Source organism: Streptomyces sp. NPDC055632 (assembly GCF_053618675.1).
In genome coordinates, this window is record NZ_JBSHHY010000031.1 from 39,851 (window position 1) to 53,666 (window position 13,816).

General features: G+C 74.7%; 15 protein-coding genes. 9 read left to right on the plus strand and 6 right to left on the minus strand.

What is annotated here, in order from left to right; genetic code table 11:
* Window positions 1-3: 3 nt before the first annotated feature.
* The 4 genes from ACWGSR_RS29615 (at window position 4) to ACWGSR_RS29630 (ending at window position 3,103) form a co-directional block, all read left to right on the plus strand.
* Entirely contained in the window at window positions 4-417 is a 414-nt protein-coding gene (locus ACWGSR_RS29615; RefSeq protein ID WP_376240910.1) for a cytidine/deoxycytidylate deaminase family protein, read from the plus strand.
* Between the two features lie 76 nt (window positions 418-493).
* Complete coding sequence (locus tag ACWGSR_RS29620; protein ID WP_376240912.1) at window positions 494-1,276, plus strand: SAM-dependent methyltransferase; 783 nt, start codon at window positions 494-496, stop codon at window positions 1,274-1,276.
* 384 nt (window positions 1,277-1,660) lie between these two features.
* On the plus strand, window positions 1,661-1,810 hold the full coding sequence (locus ACWGSR_RS29625; protein ID WP_376240914.1) for an SCO1431 family membrane protein: 150 nt from the start codon (window positions 1,661-1,663) through the stop codon (window positions 1,808-1,810).
* 120 nt (window positions 1,811-1,930) lie between these two features.
* Entirely contained in the window at window positions 1,931-3,103 is a 1,173-nt protein-coding gene (locus ACWGSR_RS29630) for an acyl-CoA dehydrogenase family protein (protein ID WP_453570911.1), read from the plus strand.
* Here the strand turns inward: ACWGSR_RS29630 and ACWGSR_RS29635 are convergent.
* The gene (locus ACWGSR_RS29635) at window positions 3,066-3,311 is read right to left on the minus strand and encodes a hypothetical protein (protein WP_453570914.1); all 246 of its coding nucleotides are present in this window, start codon (window positions 3,309-3,311) and stop codon (window positions 3,066-3,068) included. The two genes, ACWGSR_RS29630 and ACWGSR_RS29635, sit on opposite strands and share 38 nt — an antisense overlap.
* A gap of 432 nt (window positions 3,312-3,743) precedes the next feature.
* Window positions 3,744-4,112 carry a hypothetical protein gene (locus tag ACWGSR_RS29640; RefSeq protein ID WP_376240920.1) on the minus strand — a complete coding sequence of 123 codons (369 nt, stop codon included), beginning with the start codon at window positions 4,110-4,112 and terminating at the stop codon, window positions 3,744-3,746.
* 226 nt (window positions 4,113-4,338) lie between these two features.
* On the opposite strand from ACWGSR_RS29640, the gene ACWGSR_RS29645 reads away from it, so the two are divergent.
* From ACWGSR_RS29645 to fxsA, 4 genes are all read left to right on the plus strand, one after another.
* Complete coding sequence (locus ACWGSR_RS29645) at window positions 4,339-4,779, plus strand: Lrp/AsnC family transcriptional regulator (protein ID WP_030691308.1); 441 nt, start codon at window positions 4,339-4,341, stop codon at window positions 4,777-4,779.
* Between the two features lie 113 nt (window positions 4,780-4,892).
* Window positions 4,893-6,536, plus strand: a complete 1,644-nt coding sequence (locus tag ACWGSR_RS29650) for an amidohydrolase (protein ID WP_453570917.1) — start codon at window positions 4,893-4,895, stop codon at window positions 6,534-6,536.
* Between the two features lie 426 nt (window positions 6,537-6,962).
* A complete protein-coding gene (locus ACWGSR_RS29655) occupies window positions 6,963-7,739 on the plus strand; it encodes a polyprenol monophosphomannose synthase (RefSeq protein ID WP_366378855.1) in 777 nt (258 codons plus the stop codon).
* A 127-nt stretch (window positions 7,740-7,866) separates the two neighbouring features.
* Complete coding sequence (fxsA, locus tag ACWGSR_RS29660) at window positions 7,867-8,463, plus strand: FxsA family membrane protein (protein ID WP_453570920.1); 597 nt, start codon at window positions 7,867-7,869, stop codon at window positions 8,461-8,463.
* Window positions 8,464-8,556: 93 nt separating this feature from the next.
* On the opposite strand, the gene ACWGSR_RS29665 is transcribed toward fxsA, so the two are convergent.
* The 4 genes from ACWGSR_RS29665 to yczE all read right to left on the minus strand — a co-directional run bounded on the left by ACWGSR_RS29665 (window position 8,557) and on the right by yczE (window position 12,159).
* Complete coding sequence (locus ACWGSR_RS29665; protein ID WP_026278069.1) at window positions 8,557-8,931, minus strand: RNA polymerase-binding protein RbpA; 375 nt, start codon at window positions 8,929-8,931, stop codon at window positions 8,557-8,559.
* 255 nt (window positions 8,932-9,186) lie between these two features.
* Window positions 9,187-10,557 carry an MFS transporter gene (locus ACWGSR_RS29670; RefSeq protein ID WP_432127610.1) on the minus strand — a complete coding sequence of 457 codons (1,371 nt, stop codon included), beginning with the start codon at window positions 10,555-10,557 and terminating at the stop codon, window positions 9,187-9,189.
* A gap of 73 nt (window positions 10,558-10,630) precedes the next feature.
* Window positions 10,631-11,395, minus strand: coding sequence for a glycerophosphodiester phosphodiesterase (locus ACWGSR_RS29675; RefSeq protein WP_376240930.1), 765 nt, complete (start codon window positions 11,393-11,395; stop codon window positions 10,631-10,633).
* Window positions 11,392-12,159 carry a membrane protein YczE gene (gene yczE / locus ACWGSR_RS29680; protein WP_453570925.1) on the minus strand — a complete coding sequence of 256 codons (768 nt, stop codon included), beginning with the start codon at window positions 12,157-12,159 and terminating at the stop codon, window positions 11,392-11,394. The genes ACWGSR_RS29675 and yczE overlap by 4 nt, the downstream gene beginning before the upstream one ends.
* Window positions 12,160-12,262: 103 nt before the next feature.
* Here yczE and ACWGSR_RS29685 point away from each other — a divergent pair, with 103 nt between their 5' ends.
* On the plus strand, window positions 12,263-13,765 hold the full coding sequence (locus ACWGSR_RS29685; RefSeq protein ID WP_376240934.1) for an SCO1417 family MocR-like transcription factor: 1,503 nt from the start codon (window positions 12,263-12,265) through the stop codon (window positions 13,763-13,765).
* Window positions 13,766-13,816: the final 51 nt, after the last annotated feature.

The following is a 13,816-nucleotide window of genomic DNA, read 5'->3' on the forward strand; positions in this document are numbered from 1 at the left end:
GAAATGGCCCCGCAGACCCGTCCCGTCGACCACGAACTCGTCCGGGCGGCGGCGCACGTCGCCCGGACGCGCTGCCGGGGCGACAACCACACCATGGCGGCCGCGGCCCGTGCCCGGGACGGACGGATCGTCACGGCGGTGAACGCCTACCACTTCACGGGAGGGCCCTGCGCCGAGCTGGTCCTCATCGGGACGGCGGCGGCCCAGGGCGCCTACGAGTTGGACACGATCGTCGCGGTGGGCGACCGCGACCGGGGGGTCGTCCCGCCGTGCGGCCGGTGCCGGCAGGTCCTCCTCGACTACTTCCCGGCCGTCGAGGTCGTCGTCGGCAGCGGCGACCGCCTCAGGTCCGTCCCCGTCGCCGACCTGCTCCCCGAAAGCTACGTCTGGGCCGACCACCAGCTCGACGACGAGTGACGCCCCGCCGCCTCATGCGTTGCCACATGCGCTGCGGGGCAAGGGAGTTGGCGGGGGGCTGCGCTACGTTGAGGGCGTGACCGACATCGAATCGCGCATCGACACGTCCCGGCCGCACACCGCCCGGATATGGAACTACTGGACCGGCGGCAAGGACAACTACCCGGTCGACCGGGAGGCCGGCGACCGGATCCGGGAACTGCACCCGGGGATCGGGGACTACGCGAAGGCGGACCGGCTGTTCCTGGGGCGGGCGGTGCGGCACCTGGCGGGGCAGGAGGGCGTCCGGCAGTTCCTGGACATCGGGACGGGGCTGCCGAGCGCCGACAACACCCACGAGGTCGCCCAGCGCGTCGCCCCCGACGCGCGGGTCGTGTACGTGGACAACGACCCGCTCGTCCTCACGCACGCCCGCGCCCTGCTCGTCGGGACGCCCGAGGGCGCCACCGACTACCTGGACGCCGACCTGCGGGACGTCGACACGATCCTCGCCGCCGCGGCGAAGACGCTCGACCTCTCGCGGCCGGTCGCGCTGATGCTGCTCGGGGTCGTCATCTTCGTCGAGGACGACGAGGAGTCGTACGGAGTCGTCCGCAGGCTCATGGACGCGCTCGCGCCCGGCAGCCACCTCGTCCTGTCCCACACGGTCACCCACCCCGACATGCCGGACGTCGACGCGGCGGTGGCGTTCTGGAACGAGCACGGCACCCCGAAGCTCACCCAGCGGACCCCCGCCGCCGTCGCGCGCTACTTCGACGGCCTGGAGCTGCTGGAACCCGGCGTGGTGTCCTGTTCCGCCTGGCGGCCGGAGCGACCGATGCCGGACGTCGCGATGTACGGGGGCATCGGCCGCAAGTAGGGCCGGGCGGCCGTCCGGGGCACGCGGGCGGCGACCGGGTGCCACCGGTCCGGGAGTCCGGGGGAGGGCGGCCACCCCGGGCGCGGGCAGTGACCGGGTGCCACCGGACCGGGAGTCCGGGGGAGGGCGGCCATCCCGGGCGCGGGCAGTGACCGGGTGCCACCGGACCGGGAGCCCGAGCGCGGGCGGCCGCTCCGGGTGCGCGGGCGGCGAAGTGGTCTCCGGCACAGAAGGGGCCCGCCGCGCCTCCCCGCCGGCCGGCTCCCGGCCGCCCGGCACAAGGCCCCCGGGGCCCTCGGCCCCCTCCGGCACGGCGGTGCGGTCCCGGGGGACGTGACGGACATCTCTACCCCCGGGCCGCCCCCGTGGCGCATGGTGGTCGCCATGACCTCCACCACCCACAGCCCCGCCCTCCTCCGCGCCCGCACGGGCGGCCCCCGGGACGACGACGGCCCCAAGCTCCTGGAGAACGTCCTCGGCTGGACCCTGGTCGTGCTGCTCGCCGTGCTCGTCACCCGGGCGGGCCTCATGTGACGGCGTCGGTGTGATCCCCCGGCGGCCGTGTGATCCGGGCCCCCGGGGCGGGCATACTCCCCGCGACCCCGGCATCCCGCGCGCGGTCCGCCCGCGCCCGGCAGGGAGGAGCATCCGGCCGTGCCCGACACCCCCGCGGACGGCGTGGAGCGCCGGCTGCCCACCGACGAGGCCCGCGAGCTGATCGCCCTGGTGCGCGACATCGCCCGGCGGGAGATCGTCCCGTCCGCCGCGGCCGAGGAGTCCGCCGGACGCTTCCCCCGCGAGCTGTTCGCGCTGCTCTCCCGCTCCGGACTCCTCGGACTGCCCTACGACCCCGCTCACGGCGGGGGAGGCCAGCCGTACGAGGTGTACCTCCAGGTCCTGGAGGAGCTCGCCGCGGCCCGGCTCACCGTCGGCCTCGGCGTCAGCGTCCACACCCTCTCCTGCCACGCGCTCGCCGGCTTCGGCACCGAGGAGCAGCGGGCCGCGCACCTGCCCGCCATGCTGGGCGGCGGCCTCCTCGGCGCGTACTGCCTCTCCGAACCCTCCGCCGGGTCGGACGCGGCGGCGCTGCGGACCCGGGCCGTCCGCGACGGCGACACGTGGACGATCGACGGCACCAAGGCGTGGATCACGCACGGCGGGATCGCCGACTTCTGCACGGTCATGGCCCGCACCGGCGGCCCCGGCGCGCGCGGCATCACGGCCTTCCTGGTCCCGGGGGACGCGCCGGGCCTGGGCGCGGACCCGCCCGAGCGGAAGATGGGCATGGGCGGCTCGCCCACCGCGCAACTCCACTTCGACGGCGTACGGGTCCCCGACGCGCGGCGGCTCGGCGGGGAGGGACAGGGCTTCGCGATCGCGCTCGACGCCCTGGACTCGGGGCGGCTCGGCATCGCCGCCTGCGCCGTGGGGCTCGCGCAGGCGGCCCTGGACGCGGCCGTCGGGTACGCCCGGGAGCGCCGCCAGTTCGGCCGGCCGATCGCCGACTTCCAGGGACTCCGCTTCCTCCTCGCCGACATGGCGACCCAGGTCGAGGCGGGCCGGGCGCTGTACCTGGAGGCGGCGCGGCTGCGGGACGAGGGGCGGCCCTTCGGCCGGTGCGCGGCGATGGCCAAGCTCTTCTGCACGGACGCCGCGATGCGGGTCACGACGGACGCGGTGCAGGTGCTCGGCGGGTACGGCTACACCGCGGACTTCCCGGTGGAGCGCTTCCTGCGCGAGGCCAAGATGCTCCAGATCGTCGAGGGGACCAATCAGATCCAGCGGGTGGTCATCGCCCGTCACCTGGTCGGACCAGAGTCCCGCTGACCCGGACGGTCCGGTCCGCCCAGACGGGCCCCGCGGCGAGCCGGGTCCACTCCTGGTCGCGGTGGCCGGGCAGGGTGCGGCCCTGGCTCGCCCAGAGGGAGAGCACGTCCTGGTAGATGGGCGGGTGCGCCGGGACGGGAGCGGGGGCGGGAAGGGCGGCGGGGACCGGGGCCTGCGCGGAGAGCGGGACCGGGGCGGCGACCGGCACGGGAGCGGTGATCGTGACCGGAGGGCTGGCCGGAAGGGGAGGGCGGACGGGAGCCGGAGCGGTGGCCGGGGGCTGCGCCTGCGCCGGTACGGGCACGGGCGGCGCGGGCGCGGGCGCTGAAACGGCCACGGACGCGGGCACGGGGACGGGTGCTGGGGCGGGCGCGGACACGGCCGCGGGTGCCGGCGCCGCAGCCGGGTGAGGAACCGATTCTTCAATGCGCGGCTCGGCCTGCCGGTGCCGACCGTAACCGCTGGGAGTCGTGTGCAGCGTGGTCATGCCCGGACCAACGCGCTCCGGTGGCCAGGGGTCACCGCCGAGCGGATTCGAGCGGCAGTTCGCCCGGTACCCGGGCGGGGGCGGCGTACCGCCGGACCATCGGGTTTCCCGTACCGCGGCGCGGCACGGGAAGACGTCCGGCGGTGTGCGGCCTCAGGCCGCGCGGCGCATCTGCGGCACCCGGATCGGGCGCGAGCCCGGGCCGCCGACGTGCGAGAAGGGCTGCGTGCGCCAGTCGAGTCCCTGGGGGAGCGTCAGGAGCAGCGCGGTGTCCTGCTCCTGGACCTCCAGGGTGTCGTCGGCCGGGCGCGCCTCGGAGGCCGCGAGACCCGTGCCCCGGCAGACCGTGAGGACGAAGGGGTTCCACGGCGTGGGGCAGAGCGCGTGCTCCGGCAGCACGTCCTCGTCCGCGAGCAGCGCGATGGGCTGCACGCACTCCGGGCAGACCACCCGGAACATCTCAAAGGTGTCGTACGCGTCGAGCTCGTCGGACGTGTCGACCGAATCAACAGGCTCCTGCATGGAGAATCTCCCCCTCGGCTGGGTCGGCCGGATCTGTGCGGCCTTCGACCACAGCAAGCACTTCCCATACGGAACTCCGCATAACCGTGAGGCGGCGCCCCGAGCCCGGCCCAAACATGTGGTGTTCGTCACATGCCCGTCGCAGGTGCCTCGTGACGGCGCATAGCGGCCCATACGGGGCGCCCCGGGCCGTGCCCCGGTCCTTCCGGAGCACTAGGGTCACCGCATGGAGGAGCTGGATCGTCAGATCGTGGAGTTGCTCGTCAAGGACGGGCGCATGAGCTACACCGACCTGGGCAAGGCCACCGGCCTGTCCACGTCGGCCGTGCATCAGCGCGTCCGCCGCCTGGAGCAGCGCGGTGTCATCCGCGGCTACGCCGCCGTCGTCGACCCGGAGGCCGTGGGCCTGCCGCTGACCGCCTTCATCTCGGTCAAACCCTTCGACCCCAGCGCCCCCGACGACACCCCCGACCGGCTCGCCGACATCCCCGAGATCGAGGCCTGCCACAGCGTCGCGGGCGACGAGAACTACATCCTCAAGGTCCGGGTCGCCACCCCGCTGGAGCTGGAGCACCTGCTCACCCGCATCCGCTCCCAGGCCGGCGTGTCCAGCCGTACGACGGTCGTCCTGTCCACCCCGTACGAGGCCCGGCCCCCGCGCATCTGACCCACCGGCCCCGCCTTGCCGACATCCGCCGGCCCCCGCCTGCCGGTACCCACCGGCACCCGCCGGGGGACCTGCCGGACGGGCCGGGTCCGCGCAGGTCCTAGCCTGGTGCCATGAGCGAGTCCATGCCCCCCGCGTCTCCCGGCGAACACCGCACCGTGCTCCTGCGCGGCGGAGAAGTCCACAGCCCCGCCGACCCCTTCGCCACCGCCATGGTGGTGGAGCGCGGGCACGTCGCCTGGGTGGGCTCGGAGGGCGCGGCCGACGCCTTCGCGTCCGGCGTGGACGAGGTGGTCGACCTGGAGGGCGCGCTCGTCACCCCGGCGTTCGTCGACGCGCACGTGCACACCACCGCCACCGGCTTCGCCCTCACCGGCCTCGACCTCTCCTCCGCCGCCTCGCTCGCCGAGGCGGCGGAGCGGATCCGGGCCCACGCCGCCGCCCGCCCCGGCGACCGCGTCCTCCTCGGCCACGGCTGGGACGCCTCCCGCTGGCCCGAGCGCCGCCCGCTCACCCGCGACGAGCTCGACGGCCTCACCGGCGGCCGCCCGCTCTACCTGACGCGGATCGACGTCCACTCGGCCGTCGTCACCACCGCCATGCTCGACCTGGTGCCCGGCGTCCGGGACCTGGACGGCTTCCACGACGGCCTGCGGCCGCTCACCGGCGACGCCCACCACGCCGTGCGCGCCGCCGCCTTCGGCGCCGTGTCCGCGCGCCAGCGCACCGAGGCCCAGCGCGCCGCCCGCGCCCGGGCCGCCTCCCTCGGCGTCGGCACCCTGCACGAGTGCGGCGGCCCGCGGATCTCCTCCGAGGAGGACTTCACCGGACTGCTCGACCTCGCCCGCGAGGAGGCCGGTCCCCGGGTCGTCGGCTACTGGGCCGACCTCGACGTGGAGCGGGCGCGGGACCTCGGCGCGCTCGGCGCCGCCGGCGACCTGTTCGCCGACGGCTCCCTCGGCTCCCACACGGCCTGCCTCCACGAGCCCTACGCCGACCACGCCGACACCGGCCACACCGGCGCCGCCCACCTGGACGCGGCCACCGTCGCCCTCCACGTCGTCGCCTGCACCGAGGCGGGGCTCCAGGCCGGCTTCCACGCCATCGGGGACGCCGCCGTCACCGCGGTCGTCGAGGGCTTCAGGGCCGCCGCCGAGAAGCTCGGCCTCGCCCGCGTCCGGGCCGCCCGGCACCGCGTCGAGCACGTCGAGATGCTCACCCCCGAGACGATCGCCGCCTTCGCCGAACTGGGCCTCACCGCCTCCGTCCAGCCCGCCTTCGACGCGCTCTGGGGCGGCGAGGAGGGCATGTACGCCGACCGGCTCGGCGCCGAGCGGGCCCGCACCCTCAACCCGTACGCGGCCCTGCTGCGCTCCGGCGTGCCGCTGGCCTTCGGCTCCGACAGCCCCGTCACCCCGCTCGACCCCTGGGGCACCGTCCGGGCCGCCGCCTTCCACCGCACCCCCGAGCACCGGATCTCCGCCCGCGCCGCCTTCACCGCCCACACCCGGGGCGGCTGGCGCGCCGTCGGCCGCGACGACGCCGGGACGCTCGTCCCCGGCGCCCCCGCCGACTACGCGGTCTGGCGCACCGAGGAACTCGTCGTCCAGGCGCCCGACGACCGGGTCGCCCGCTGGTCCACCGACCCGCGCTCCGGCACGCCCGGCCTGCCCGACCTGACGCCCGGCAACGACCTCCCGGTCTGCCTGCGCACGGTCGTGCACGGACGGACGGTGTTCGTGCAGCCGGACGTGTGACGGAGGGTCGTTCCCCCTTCGGGCACCGCTCCGCACGCTTGTCCCCGACCTGCGGATCTTCCCCTCCGACCTGGCCTTTCGGGAAGAACCGGCAGGTCGGGCGGGTATTGACAGTCGCCCGCCGGGGGCGGGTAGGTTCTCCGCGTCCACCACAGGACGTCCGACCGGACCGTGCCCGCCGGTGACCGAACGCCTCCCGCGCCTCGGCCGCGGGGGAGGGTCCCGGCGGAAGGTGCGACCCGGGTGGGGCCCGGACGTTCAGTAGACAACGGCTCCCGGTCGACCCGCAGCCGGCGGATCCCGGGCCGGACCGAAGGACGACGGGCCCCGCACCGCACGTCACCCGTCCCGCCCGACCCGCCGCGCCGGAGCATCCCGGGGACCTCGCTATGGTGGGGGCCTGTGTATGCATCCGAAGGGGCAGTAGTGAACGACGGTGGCCAGAGGCGTTACGGCCCGCTCGGCAAGGCCTTGGTGATCATTCCGACCTACAACGAGGCGGACAACATCAAGCCGATCGTCGCGCGGGTGCGGGAAGCCGTACCCGACGCGCACGTTCTCGTCGCCGACGACAACAGCCCCGACGGCACGGGCAAGTTCGCGGACGAGATCGCCTCCGAGGACGACCACGTGCACGTCCTGCACCGCAAGGGCAAGGAGGGGCTCGGCGCCGCCTACCTCGCCGGCTTCCGGTGGGGCATCGAGCACGGCTACGGCGTCCTCGTCGAGATGGACGCCGACGGCTCCCACCAGCCCGAGGAGCTCCCGCGGCTGCTCACCGCCCTCAAGGGCGCGGACCTGGTGCTCGGCTCCCGCTGGGTGCCGGGCGGCCGGATCGTGAACTGGCCGAAGTCCCGCGAGTTCATCTCCCGGGGCGGCAGCCTCTACTCGCGCGTGATGCTCGACGTGCCGATCCGCGACGTCACCGGCGGCTACCGGGCCTTCCGCAAGGAGACCCTGGAGGGCCTGGGCCTGGAGGACGTGGCCTCGGCCGGATACTGCTTCCAGGTCGACCTGGCCCGCCGCGCGGTCGCCGCGGGCTACCACGTCGTCGAGGTCCCGATCACCTTCGTGGAGCGGGAGGTCGGCGACTCGAAGATGAGCCGCGACATCCTCGTCGAGGCGCTGTGGCGGGTCACCGGCTGGGGCCTGACGGCGCGCGCGGAGAAGGTCGGCAAGCGGCTCGGCCGCAAGCCCTCCTGACCCCTTCCCGGATCCGTACGGTCCGGTCACCGGCCCGTACGGGCCGCGGCGAGCACCGGCCCGCGATCCGTACGCGCTGATCTTCCCTTTACGCCGTTCCGGCGGGGCTCCAGGCACACTGGGGACCATGACGACCGGCGTACCGCCCTCTTCCGCACCCAAGAAGCGCTCCCGCGCGCGTACGTTCCTCCCGCTCGGCCTCGCCGCCTGGCTGGTCCTGGAGATCTGGCTGCTCACGGTGGTGGCGGACGCGGCGGGCGGGCTCACCGTCCTCGCCCTGCTCGTGGGCGGAGCCGTACTCGGCACCGTCGTCGTCAAGCGGGCCGGCCGGCGCGCCTTCCGGAACCTCACCTCGACCTTCCAGCAGGCCCAGGAGGCCGCGCGGACCGGCGGGACGCCCGCCGCGCCGGAGCGGACCGGCACGGAGGACCGCAACGGCTTCCTGATGCTCGGCGGCCTGCTCCTGATGCTCCCCGGCCTGATCTCCGACGCGGCCGGCCTGCTCCTGCTGATCCCGCCGGTCCGCTCCTTCCTCGGACGGTCCGCGGAGAAGGCGGTCGAGCGCCGGATGGCCGCCACGACCCCCGGCAGCCTCCAGGACGCCTTCCAGCAGGCCCGCATGCGCCGCCCGGACGGGAAGGTGGTCCAGGGCGAGGTCGTCCGCGAGGACGCCGCTCCGGGCCCGCGCGGGGCCGGAGACCCCCGCCCGCCCCTGACCCCCTGACGCGCCCGGCCCGGAGCGCACGCGGAAACGCCGCGGGGCCCGGTACACACCTTCGTGTACCGGGCCCCGCGGCGTTGATCGTCCGGCGGTCCGCTAGGCGGACTTGCGGCTGTCGCGCGGATGCACGGCGATGTTCATGGCGCCGGAGCGCAGGACGGCCAGCCTCTCGGCGAGGACCTCCTCCAGCTCCTCGCGGGTGCGCCGCTCCATGAGCATGTCCCAGTGCGTACGCGCAGGCTTGCCCTTCTTCTCCTCGGGACCGTCCCCGTCCACCAGGAGTGCCTGGCTTCCGCAGACCTTGCACTCCCACTCCGGCGGAATCTCCGCCTCTACCGAGAAGGGCATCTCAAAGCGATGTCCCTTCTCGCATGCGTACTCCACCGCCTGGCGCGGGGCCAGATCGATGCCGCGGTCGGTCTCGTAGCTCGTCACCACGAGGCGCGTGCCGCGAAGAGCTCGCTCACTCATGAATCGTGCCTCCCGGGCTTGTCGCCCACAGGACAGATGTCGCTGTCGTCGTTATCCGGTCAACGTCCGGTCGGCGGTAAAGATTCCCGTGCCGGGTCATGCGTCGCCCGTCGTGCCGCCCCTTGTTGTACCCACCAGTGCCCGTTTTGTCACATCTGACGGCAGGTGTGACGTGGTGTCTTCACCAAAGCAGCACGCAGTAACGGTCCGCCTGGCAGGCCAAACGCGTACACTACCGCCCTTTCCCCGCCACGTCTAAATGCGCTCCGGCACGGGGTTCCCCGCGGCCTCGGCCGCGCGTCGCACCGGCACCCTGGCGAGCAGGACGAAGCCCGCGGCGAAGAAGATCAACAGGGAGATGATGGCATCCCGATAGCTTCCGGTCAGCTGATACGCGAGACCGAACACCAGCGGACCCAGCCAGCTCAGCCCCCGGTCGCTCATCTCGTACGCCGAGAAGTACTCCGCCTCCTTGCCGCGCGGCACCAGGTGCGAGAACAGCGAGCGCGACAGGGCCTGGCTGCCGCCCAGGACCAGGCCGATCGCCGCCGCCAGGGAGTAGAAGAACACCGGCGCGTCGGCCGGCAGGACGTAGGCCGCCGCCAGGATCAGGGTCCAGACCGCCAGCGAGGCCAGGATCGTCCGCTTGGCGCCGTACGACCGGGCGAGCCGCCCCATGCCGAGGGCCCCCGCCACCGCGAGCACCTGGACGAGCAGGACCGCCGTGATGAGCGTCGTCTGGTCCAGGCCCAGCTCCTCCGAGCCGTACAGGGAGGCCTGCGAGATCACCGTCTGCACGCCGTCGTTGTAGACCAGGTACGCGAGGAGGAAGGAGAGCGTCAGCGGGTGGCGGCGCATGTCCTTCAGGGTCGCGCGCAGCTGGCGCCAGCCGCTGCCGACCGCGCCCCCGCCGGCCCGCTCCCGGTCCTCCGGGGGGAGCCGCCGGTCGCGCAGCCGCCGCAGCGGCACGAGGGTGAACGCGCCCCACCACACGCCGGCCGAGGCCAGACAGATCCGGACCGCCTCCCCCTCGGTCAGGCCGAAGGAGTCGTGGCCCGAGTAGAGGACCAGGTTCAGGACGAGGACCAGCGCGCCGGACGTGTAGCCGAAGGCCCAGCCGCGCGAGGAGACCGCGTCCCGCTCCTCCGGCTCCGAGATCTGCGGCAGATAGGCGTTGTAGAGCACCATCGAGACCGAGAGCGAGGCGTTCGCCACGATCAGCAGGAAGGCGCCCAGGAGGTAGCGGTCGCCGTCCAGGAAGAACATCCCGGCCGTGGCCGTCGCCCCCAGGTACGCCGTCGCCGCGAGCAGCGGCTTCTTCCGGCCCGTCCGGTCGGCCGCCGCCCCCACCAGCGGCATCACGATCACCGCGACCACGATCGAGGCCGACACGGCGTACGCGAAGAGCGAGCCCGCCCGCACGGGTATGCCCAGCGGGTGGACGAACCCCTCCGGGTCGGCCGCCGCCCGCGCCACCGAGGTCAGATAGGGGCCGAGGAAGACGGTGAGCACGCTCGTCGAGTACACCGAGCACGCGAAGTCGTAGAAGTACCAGCCCCGCTGCTCGCGCCGCCGCTCGGCGGGGCCGGTGGCGTACTCCTCCGGCTCGGTGGTGTCAGCGGTCACGGCCGCGCCCCCTCGTTCGTCCCCGTGGGCCCGTGCCCCTGGTGTCCCGTCCCCGTGCCGCCCGGGCGCGCGCTCAGTTCCACGCGCCCCGCTCGGTCAGCACCGAGCGCAGCGTCTCCAGGTGATCGGTCATGATGCCATCCACCCCCAGGTCGAGGAGGGAGTTCATCCGGGCCGGATCGTTCACGGTCCACACGTGGACCTGGAGCCCGCGCGCGTGCGCTTCCCGGACGAACCGCCGGTCGACCACCGTGACCCCGCCCTGGCGCTCCGGGACCTGCGCCGCCACCGCCCCGGCCCGCAGCGCCGCCGGGACGCCCAGGGAGCGCAGCCGCAGCCCGACCACCCCGCGCACCCCGTACGAGGTGGCGAGCCGCGGACCGGCCAGGCGCTGCGCCCGGGCCACCCGGGCCTCGGTGAAGGAGCCCACGCAGACCCGGTCCCAGGCGCCGGTCCTGCGGATCAGGTCGACCAGCGGGGCGAGGGCGGACTCCGTCTTGAGGTCCACGTTCCAGCGGGCCTCCGGGAACTCCTCCAGGAGGTCGGCGAAGAGCGGCAGCGGCTCCCGGCCCGCCACCCGGGCCTCGCGCACCGCCTCCCAGGGCAGGTCGCGGATCCGGCCCGAGGCGTCCGTCACCCGGTCCAGGGTCGCGTCGTGGAAGGCCACGAGCACCCCGTCGGAGGTGGTGTGGACGTCGGTCTCGAAGTAGCGGTAGCCCGCCGCGGCGGCCCGGCGGAAGGCGGCCGCGGTGTTCTCCAGGCCGTTCGCCGTGCCGCCGCGGTGGGCGAACGGGAGGGGGGAGGGGTGGTCGAGGTAGGGGTGGCGTACGCGAGTCACCGCCGCAGTATGGCCTGTTCCGGTGTCCCGGGGGCGACCGCCGGGGGACGGGCGGCCGTCGCGGGGCCGGCGTCCTCCGCCGGAGCGGGGTCCCCGGCCGGGCCGGCGTCCTCCGCCGGGGCGGGGCCCGAGGAGGCCATGGTGATGGCGCCCTCCCGCTCCGGGACCGCGAACCGGCGCAGGAAGAACTGGGCCAGCGGGCCGATCGAGAGCGCGTACAGGACCGTGCCGATGCCCACCGAGCCGCCGAGCAGGAAGCCGGTCGCCACCACGGCCACTTCGAGGAACGTCCGCACCAGGCGGAGGGAGCGGCCGGTGAGCCGGTGCAGACCGGTCATCAGGCCGTCGCGCGGGCCGGGGCCGAACCGCGCCGCGATGTACAGGCCGGTCGCGACCCCGTTGAGGACGATCCCCAGCGCGAGCAGCGGCACCCGCACGGCCAGGCCGTCGGACTCCGGGACCAGGGCCAGGGTGCCGTCCATCGCCAGGCCGATCACGAAGACGTTGGAGACCGTGCCGAGTCCGGGCCGCTGCCGGATCGGGATCCACAGCAGCAGCACCACCGCCCCCACCACGATCGACACCACGCCGATCGTCAGCCCGGTCTTCCCGGCGAGGCCCTGGTGGAGGACGCCCCAGGGCTCCAGGCCGAGCGCGCTGCGCACGAGCAGTGCCGAGCTGACGCCGTACAGCGTCAGCCCCACGTAGAGCTGGACCAGTCGACGGGTGAGGTGCCGGCCGCGGAGGCCGGAGGCGATGGACAAGGTGCTGCCCCCCAGGGTGGTGGTAGTGGACTGACTCGTGCCACTCTGTGGCAGGGGATCGAAGGCCAACCATGGCCAATTCGAGGAAGGTGGACTGATTTCCATGGCTCAGTGGACCTCGGCGGTGGGACCGGCACAGCTCGCCCGGCAGCTCGGGGCGCAACAGCCCCGGCCCGCCGTGTCCGGCGCCCGCAAGCCGCCCGCCTACCGCGCCCTCGCCGACGGCATCCGGCTGCTCGTCCTGGAGGGACGCGTCCCGGTCGCCGCCCGCCTGCCCGCCGAGCGGGAGCTCGCCCTCGCGCTCGCCGTCAGCCGGACGACGGTGGCCGCCGCCTACGAGGCCCTCCGCACCGAGGGCTTCCTGGAGTCCCGGCGCGGCGCCGGGAGCTGGACCGCCGTCCCCGCCGGGAACCCGCTGCCCGCGCGCGGCCTCGAACCGCTGCCGCCCGAGTCCCTCGGCTCGATGATCGACCTCGGCTGCGCCGCCCTCCCCGCCCCCGAGCCCTGGCTGTCCCGGGGCTTCCAGGGCGCCCTGGAGGAGCTGCCGCCGTACGCCCACACGCACGGGGACTACCCGGCGGGCCTGCCCGCGCTGCGGCAGATGCTCGCCGACCGGTACACCGCCCGCGGCATCCCCACCATGCCCGAGCAGATCATGGTCACGACCGGCGCGATGGGCGCCATGGACGCGATCTGCCACCTCTTCGCCGGGCGCGGCGAGCGCATCGCCGTCGAGTCCCCCTCGTACGCCAACATCCTCCAGCTGATGCGCGAGGCCGGGGCCCGGCTCGTGCCCGTCGCCATGTCCGAGGGGCTCGGCAGCTGGGACCTGGGCCGCTGGCGCCAGGTCCTGCGGGACGCGGCGCCCCGCCTCGCGTACGTCGTCGCCGACTTCCACAACCCGACCGGCGCGCTCGCGGACGAGGACCAGCGGCGGCAGCTCGTGGAGGCGGCCCGCTCGGCCGGCACGGTGCTCGTCGTCGACGAGACCATGACCGAGCTGCACCTCGAGGACGACCTGGAGATGCCCCGCCCGGTCTGCGCCTTCGACCCGGCCGGCTCCACCGTCCTGACCGTCGGCTCGGCCAGCAAGGCCTTCTGGGCGGGCATGCGCATCGGCTGGGTCCGGGCCGCGCCCGACGTCATCCGCTCCCTGGTGGCCGCCCGCGCCTACGCGGACCTCGGCACCCCCGTCCTGGAGCAGCTCGGCGTGAACTGGCTCATGCGGACGGGCGGCTGGGAGGAGGCCGTGAGCCTGCGGCGCGCCCAGGCCAGGGAGAACCGGGACGCGCTGGTGACCGCGGTCCGCAGGGAGCTCCCGGAGTGGGAGTTCACGGTCCCGCGCGGCGGCCTGACCCTCTGGGTGCGCACCGGCGGCCTCTCCGGCTCCCGGCTCGCCGAGGCGGGCGAGCGGGTCGGCGTCCGGGTGCCGTCCGGCCCGCGCTTCGGCGTCGACGGGGCCTTCGAGGGCTTCGTCCGGCTGCCCTTCACGGTCGGCGGCCCGGTCGCGGACGAGGCGGCCGCCCGCCTCGCCGCCGCGGCCCGCCTGGTCGAGTCGGGCGCGGCGGGCGGCGGGACGGAGCCGCCGCGGTCGTTCGTGGCGTAGTTCCGCCGGTGTCTCCCGTGAACGTGCCGAGGGGCGGGTACGGACCGTGGT